At 74.3% G+C, this 6,147-nt stretch carries 5 protein-coding genes; all 5 read right to left on the bottom strand.

The window, feature by feature from the left end; genetic code table 11:
* Position 1: 1 nt before the first annotated feature.
* The 5 genes from ADL08_RS17405 to ADL08_RS17425 all read right to left on the bottom strand — a co-directional run bounded on the left by ADL08_RS17405 (position 2) and on the right by ADL08_RS17425 (position 6,105).
* Positions 2 to 1,087 carry an aldose epimerase family protein gene (locus ADL08_RS17405; RefSeq protein ID WP_053643916.1) on the bottom strand — a complete coding sequence of 362 codons (1,086 nt, stop codon included), beginning with the start codon at positions 1,085 to 1,087 and terminating at the stop codon, positions 2 to 4.
* A gap of 124 nt (positions 1,088 to 1,211) precedes the next feature.
* Positions 1,212 to 2,261 carry a LacI family DNA-binding transcriptional regulator gene (locus tag ADL08_RS17410; protein ID WP_053643918.1) on the bottom strand — a complete coding sequence of 350 codons (1,050 nt, stop codon included), beginning with the start codon at positions 2,259 to 2,261 and terminating at the stop codon, positions 1,212 to 1,214.
* A gap of 72 nt (positions 2,262 to 2,333) precedes the next feature.
* Positions 2,334 to 3,365 carry an ABC transporter permease gene (locus ADL08_RS17415; protein WP_053643921.1) on the bottom strand — a complete coding sequence of 344 codons (1,032 nt, stop codon included), beginning with the start codon at positions 3,363 to 3,365 and terminating at the stop codon, positions 2,334 to 2,336.
* Positions 3,362 to 4,336 (bottom strand): ABC transporter permease, encoded by a 975-nt coding sequence (locus tag ADL08_RS17420; protein WP_053643923.1) that lies wholly within the window; start codon positions 4,334 to 4,336, stop codon positions 3,362 to 3,364. The genes ADL08_RS17415 and ADL08_RS17420 overlap by 4 nt, the downstream gene beginning before the upstream one ends.
* On the bottom strand, positions 4,333 to 6,105 hold the full coding sequence (locus ADL08_RS17425; RefSeq protein ID WP_078968547.1) for a sugar ABC transporter ATP-binding protein: 1,773 nt from the start codon (positions 6,103 to 6,105) through the stop codon (positions 4,333 to 4,335). Before ADL08_RS17425 ends, ADL08_RS17420 begins: the two co-directional genes overlap by 4 nt.
* Positions 6,106 to 6,147: the final 42 nt, after the last annotated feature.

Consider the following 6,147-nt stretch of genomic DNA (forward strand, 5'->3'; position numbering starts at 1 on the left):
CCTACCGGGCCGCTCCGGGGAAGCGGAACTCGGTGCGGCGGCGGCCGGTGGTCCCCGGCTCCAGCACCGCGCTGGGGTACGCGGGGCGGTTGGGGGCGTCGGGGAAGTGCTGGGGTTCCAGGCACACCGCCCCGTGGCGGGACAGCGGGCGGCCCCCGGGGTCGGTGAGCGTGCCGTCGAGCTGGTTGGCGGTGTAGACCTGGAGCCCCGGGGCGGTCGTCCACACCTCCATCGCGCGCGTGCCGCCCGGGGCGGCGAGCCGCGCGGCCCGGCGCGGTGCGGCGGTCTCCCCCGCCTCCCCTCCGGACAGCGCCCAGCAGTGGTCGTAGCCGCCGGCGCGGCGGACCTGCTCGTCCCCGCCGGCCAGGACGCCGTCGCCGAGGCGGCGCGGGGAGGTCAGGTCGAAGGGGGTTCCCGCGACGTCCGCGACCGGGCCGAGGGGGATGCCGTCGGGGTCGACGGGCAGGTATCCGGCGCCGTCCACCCCGAGGGTGTGGTCCAGGACGTGCCCGCCGTCGGCCGCCAGGTTGAAGTAGGCGTGGTGGCTGAGGTTGACGACCGTCGTACGGTCCGTGGTGGCCGCGCAGTCCAGGGCGAGCGTGCCGGCGGCGTCGAGCGCGTACACGGCGGTGACGTCGAGCGCTCCGGGGAAGCCCATGTCGCCGTCGGGGCTGTGCAGGCGCAGGCGCAGTCCGGCCGTGTCGCCGTCGGTGAAGGGCTCCGCCTCCCAGACCCTGCCGTCGAAGCCCCCGGGGCCGCCGTGCAGGGCGTGGCCGCGGTCGTTGACGGGGATCTCGTGGACGGCCCCGCCGAGCGTGAAGCGGCCGTGGGCGACGCGGTTGGCGTAGCGGCCGATCAGCGCCCCCAGGTAGGGGCCCTTCTCCGCGTACCGGTCGAGCGAGGGCAGCGACAGGACGACGTTCCCGGTGCGGCCGGTGGTGTCGGGGACGCCGAGGGCGTGCAGGACGCCCCCGTAGGTGAGGATCTCCGCGTACACGCCGGAGGGGGAGTCGAGGCGCCAGAGTGCGACGTCCTCCCCTTCCGGGGTGGTGCCGAACGGCCGGTGACGGACGGTGGGTCGGGGCATGGGAAGTCCTCGGGACGGGTGGGTGACGGGGGTCTTGCCCTGTTCGGGGGGGCGAGGAGAGGAGGCGGGGCCGGGGCGAGGGGGCGGGGCCGGTGGGGCGGCGGGTCGTGCTCCGCCCCGGCGGTCAGTCCGCGTCCCCTCCCCCGGGGGCCGGCGCGACCGTGTGGGCGCCGCCGGTGGATTCGCGGACCGCGAGCCGGTAGCCGGGTCTGATGCGCCGGGGCTCCGTGACGGTGCCGCCCGCGAGGCGTTCGACGAGCCGGTCGACGGCGTGCCGGGCGATGGCCCGCTTGTCCGGGCAGACCGTGGTGAGGCCGATGGCCCCGTAGCGGCTCTCCTCGATGTCGTCGAAGCCGACCACGGCGATGTCCCCGGGCACGCGCAGGCCGCGTTCGGCGAGGGTGCGCATCGCGCCGAGGGCGATCAGGTCGTTGTACGCGAAGACGGCGTCCGGGCGGGCGCCCCGTTCGAGGAGTTCCGCCATGGCCGCGGCCCCGTCCCCGCGCCCGTAGCCGTCGGTGGCGACGACCAGGGCCTCGTCGGGCTCGACGCCCGCGGCGGTGAGCTCCTCGCGCCAGCCGCGCAGACGCAGGTGGGCGGGCTGGCGTTCGCGGCCGGTGCGGGAGCCGAGGAAGGCGATCCGCCGCCGGCCGAGGTCGAGGAGGTGCCGGACCGCGCTGCGGGCGGCGGCCACGTTGTCGATGGCGATCTGGTCGTACGGCGCCTCGTACTCGCGCTCGCCGAGCAGCACGAGCGGCGAGGTCTCCTGCCGGGCGAGCAGGTCGTCGTTCTCCAGGTGGATGGGGCTCAGGATGAGGCCGTCGATGACGTGGGAGCGGAACTCCTGGCAGACCAGCAGCTCCCGCTCGCGCAGTCCGGCGGTGTGGTCGACGAGCACGGTGTAGTCGTGCTGGGCGGCGGCGTCGATGACGGCGCCCGCCAGCTCGGCGAAGTACGGGTTGCCGAGCTCGGGCACGGCGAAGGCGATGATGCCGGTGCGGCCCTTGCGCAGGTGCCGGGCGGTGAGGTTCGGACGGTAGCCGAGCTCGTCGATGGCCCGCTGCACCTTGGCGCGCATCTGGGGGGTGACGTGGGGATAGTTGTTCACCACGTTGGACACGGTCTTGATCGACACGCCGGCCCGCTGCGCGACGTCCTTGAGGCTGACGCCCACGGAACTCCTCTGGTTCGGCTCTGACCGGGCGGACCGGTGGTCCGGATGGTCCGGGTGGGGTTGGCTCCGGCGTCAGAGCGTTCTTCTGCTCCGTGAAACGTACCGCTGTGCCACGACGACGACGATCAGGAAGCCTCCGCTGACCACCGACTGGTACGAGGAGTTCAGCGAGCCGATCTGGTTGATCAGGTTCTGGATGACGGCGAGCAGCAGGACGCCCCACAGGGTGCCGCTGACCGAGCCGGCGCCGCCGGCCAGGAGCGTGCCGCCGATGACGACGGCGGCGATCGCGTCGAGCTCCATGCCGGTGCCGATGATGGTGACGCCGGAGGAGAGCCGGGCCGCGTTGAGGGCGCCGGCGAAGCCCGCGAGCAGACCGCTGAGCACGTACACCGTCACCTTGGCGCGGGCGACGGGCAGCCCCATGAGGGTGGCCGCGTCGGCGCTGCCGCCGACGGCGAACAGGGTCTGTCCGAAGGAGGTGCGCTGGAGGAGGACGCCGCCGGCGCCGAAGAGGGCGAGCGCGACGAGGATCGGGTGGCCGAAGCCGAGGACGCTGCCCTGGCCGAGTTCGGCGAACGCCGAGCCCTTGGACACCAGGTGGGTGGTGGCGCCCTCGTCGGTGAGGGCGAGCAGCAGTCCGCGCGCGCCCAGGAGGGAGGCGAGGGTGACGATGAAGGGCGCCATGCCGGCGCGGGCGATGAGCAGGCCGTTGAGCAGGCCGATCGCCCCGCACACCACGAGCGGTACGAGGAGCGCCGGCAGCAGGCCCCACTGCGAGGTCCAGGCGGCCAGGACGCCGCCGAGGGCGAAGACGGAGCCGACGGACAGGTCGATGCCGCCGGTGATGATCACCAGGGTCATGCCGAGGGCCACGATCGCCAGGAACGAGGCCTGGACGAGGACGCCGCGGGCGTTGTCGAGGGTGGGGAAGGTGGGGTACGCGAAGGAGGCGATCACCACGACGAGGAGGAGGACGGCGAGCACGCCCTGGCGCTGGACCAGGAAGAGGAGGCGTTCCGGGCCGGAGGCCCCGGCGGCCGCGCGCCCGGTCTTCGCGGGGGCGCCCGTCCCCGGTGCGGTGAGGGAGGAGGTGGGGTTCATCGGGATCGGCGCTCCCGTGCGACGTAGACGGCGGCGACGATGATGGCCGCCTGGGCGATCTGGGCGGTGGAGTCGGGCAGGTCGTGCTTGACGAGGGTGGCGCGCAGGAGCTGCATGAGCAGGGCGCCCGCGACGGTGCCGAGGACGCGGACGGAGCCGCCGCTGAGCGGGGTCCCGCCGACCACGACGGCGGTGATGGCGGAGAGTTCCATCAGGGTGCCGAGCGAGGACGGGTCACTCGCGGTGAGACGGGCGGTGGCGAGGACGCCGGCGAGGGCGGCGAGCACCCCGCACAGGACGTACACCCCGGTCAGGACGCGCTTCACGGGCAGGCCGGCCAGGGTGGCGGCGGCCCGGTTGCCGCCGATGGCGACGATCTGGCGGCCGAAGGTGGTCCGGTGGACGAGGAGGGCGACGGCGAGCGCCAGGGCTCCGGCGACGATCACGACCAGGGGGACGCCGAGGAGGCTGCCGGTGCCGAGGGCGAGCAGGTCGGGGTTGACGATCTGCTTGAGCCGGCCGTCGGCCATCACGAGCGCGAGGCCGCGGCCGCCGACGAACAGGGCCAGGGTCGCGACGATGGGTTGCAGCCCCACCACGGACACCAGGGTGCCGTTGACCGCGCCGACGAGGGCGCCCGCGAGGAGGGCGACGAGCAGGGCGGGCACGAGTCCGTAGCCGAGGTAGAGCGGCAGCAGCGCCGTGGCCAGGGCCATGGCGGAGCCCACGGACAGGTCGACGCCCTCGGTGCCGATGACCAGGGCCATGCCGAGGGCCACGATGACGATCGGGGCGACCTGGACGAGCTGGGTGCGGAGGTTGTCGGCGGTGAGGAAGTGGTCGGTGAACAGGGCGTTGAACAGCAGGAGCGCGGCCACGGCGGCGTACACGCCGTACTCCTGGAACCACGCGGCGGCGTTCGGCCGGGTCCCGGCGGCGCGGGCCGGCGCCGCGGTGGCCTGGGTGGTCATCGGGGGTCCTCCTCGGCGGCCGGGGCGCCCGGTGCGGTGGGTTCGGGGTTCTCGGTGGTCTTCGTGAGCGGTACGGGGCCGGTTCCGGGGCCGGGTCCGGGTCCGGTTCCGGGTCCGGGTCCGGCTTCTCCGGCGGGCGGCGCGTGGCGGGTGCCTCCGGCGGGCGATGTGGAGTCGGTGCTTCCGGCGGGTGGCGCGTGGTCGGCGAGGGCCGCGAGGAGGGCCTCCTCCGACACGTTCTCGCCGACCAGTTCGCCCGCGGCGGCGCCGTTCCTGAGGACGACGATCCGGTCGGCGCCCTCGACGAGCTCCTCGATGTCGGAGGAGATCAGGAGGACGGCGAGGCCCTCCTGCGCGAGTTCGTCGATGAGGGCCTGGACCTCGGCCTTGGCCCCGACGTCGATGCCGCGGGTGGGTTCGTCGAGCAGCAGGACCTTCGGTGCGAGGCAGAGCCAGCGGGCCAGGAGGACCTTCTGCTGGTTGCCGCCGGAGAGTTCGCCGACCTTCTGCTCGGGCCCGGACGCCTTGATCCGCAGCCGCTTCATGAAGATGTCGACCACGCGGTCCTGCCGCTCGCGCGAGACGATGCCCGCGCGCGAGAGCCGGGGCAGGGCGGCGAGCACGATGTTCTCGCGGACGGACAGGCCGGGGACGATGCCCTCGGCCTTGCGGTCCTCGGGAAGCAGGCTGATGCCGGCGCGGATCGCGCTCGCGGAGGAGAGGCGGCCGAGCGGCGTGCCGTCGACGGACACCTCGCCCGCGTCCAGGGACAGGGCGCCGGCCAGGGCCTTGGCGGTCTCGCTGCGGCCGGAGCCGAGCAGGCCGCCGAGGCCGAGCACCTCGCCGGGGTGGAGCGCGAGGGACACCTCGTCCAGCTGGTGGCGGCGGGTCAGGCCGGTGGCGGTCAGGACGGGTTCGCGGGTGATGTCGTGGCCCTCGTCGCCGAAGCTCGTCACGCCGTGCCGGCGCACCTCGGAGATCTCGCGTCCCAGCATCATGGACACGAGCCGCACGCGGTCGAGTTCGGCGAGCGGGCCGGTGTGGATGTGCCGGCCGTCGCGCAGGACGGTGACCCGGTCGCAGATCCGGTACAGCTCGTCCATGCGGTGGCTGACGTACACCACGGCGATGTCGCGCCGGCGCAGGTCGTCGATGACGCGGAAGAGGGTCTCGACCTCGCGCGGCTCCAGGGAGGAGGTGGGCTCGTCCATGACGACGACGTGGGCCTCGACGGAGACCGCCCGGGCGAGGGCGACCATCTGCTGGGTGCCGATGCCGAGGGTGTGCAGCGGGCGGCGGGGGTCGACGGCGACGCCGATGCCGCCGAGGAGTTCCGCGGCCTCGGCGTGCATCCGGGCGAAGTCGATGAGGCCGAAGCGGTTCTTGGGCTCCCGGCCGAGGAAGACGTTCCGGGCCGCGCTCATCAGCGGGACCAGGTTCACCTCCTGGTAGATCGTGGAGATGCCGGCCTCCTGCGCCTCGGAGGGGCGGGCGAACCGCACCGGCCTTCCCGACAGGAGCAGTTCGCCGCCGTCCGGGCGGTGGACGCCGGTGAGCACCTTGATGAGGGTGGACTTGCCGGCGCCGTTCTCGCCGACGAGGGCGTGGGTCTCGCCGGCGCGGAGGGTGAACGAGACGTCGTCGAGGGCGACCACGCCGGGGAAGCGCTTCCCGACGCCGCGGGCCTCCAGCACCGTCGGCGCGGCCGTCGGCCCGGCCGGGGGCGCGGTGCCGCTCGCCGCGGACGCCGGCGTTTCGGGGGGTGCCATGAACGTGGCCTTCCGGAGAGGGATCGTGGAGGGGGGTGGGGG

It is taken from the genome of Streptomyces sp. NRRL F-6492 (assembly GCF_001280125.1).
GTDB lineage: Bacteria > Actinomycetota > Actinomycetes > Streptomycetales > Streptomycetaceae > Streptomyces.

Coding starts and splice junctions, on each gene's coding strand:
- ADL08_RS17405 (WP_053643916.1), bottom strand. CDS start 1,087: ATGCCCCGACCCACCGTCCGTCACCGGCCGTTCGGCACCACCCCGGAA.
- ADL08_RS17415 (WP_053643921.1), bottom strand. CDS start 3,365: ATGAACCCCACCTCCTCCCTCACCGCACCGGGGACGGGCGCCCCCGCG.
- ADL08_RS17420 (WP_053643923.1), bottom strand. CDS start 4,336: ATGACCACCCAGGCCACCGCGGCGCCGGCCCGCGCCGCCGGGACCCGG.
- ADL08_RS17425 (WP_078968547.1), bottom strand. CDS start 6,105: ATGGCACCCCCCGAAACGCCGGCGTCCGCGGCGAGCGGCACCGCGCCC.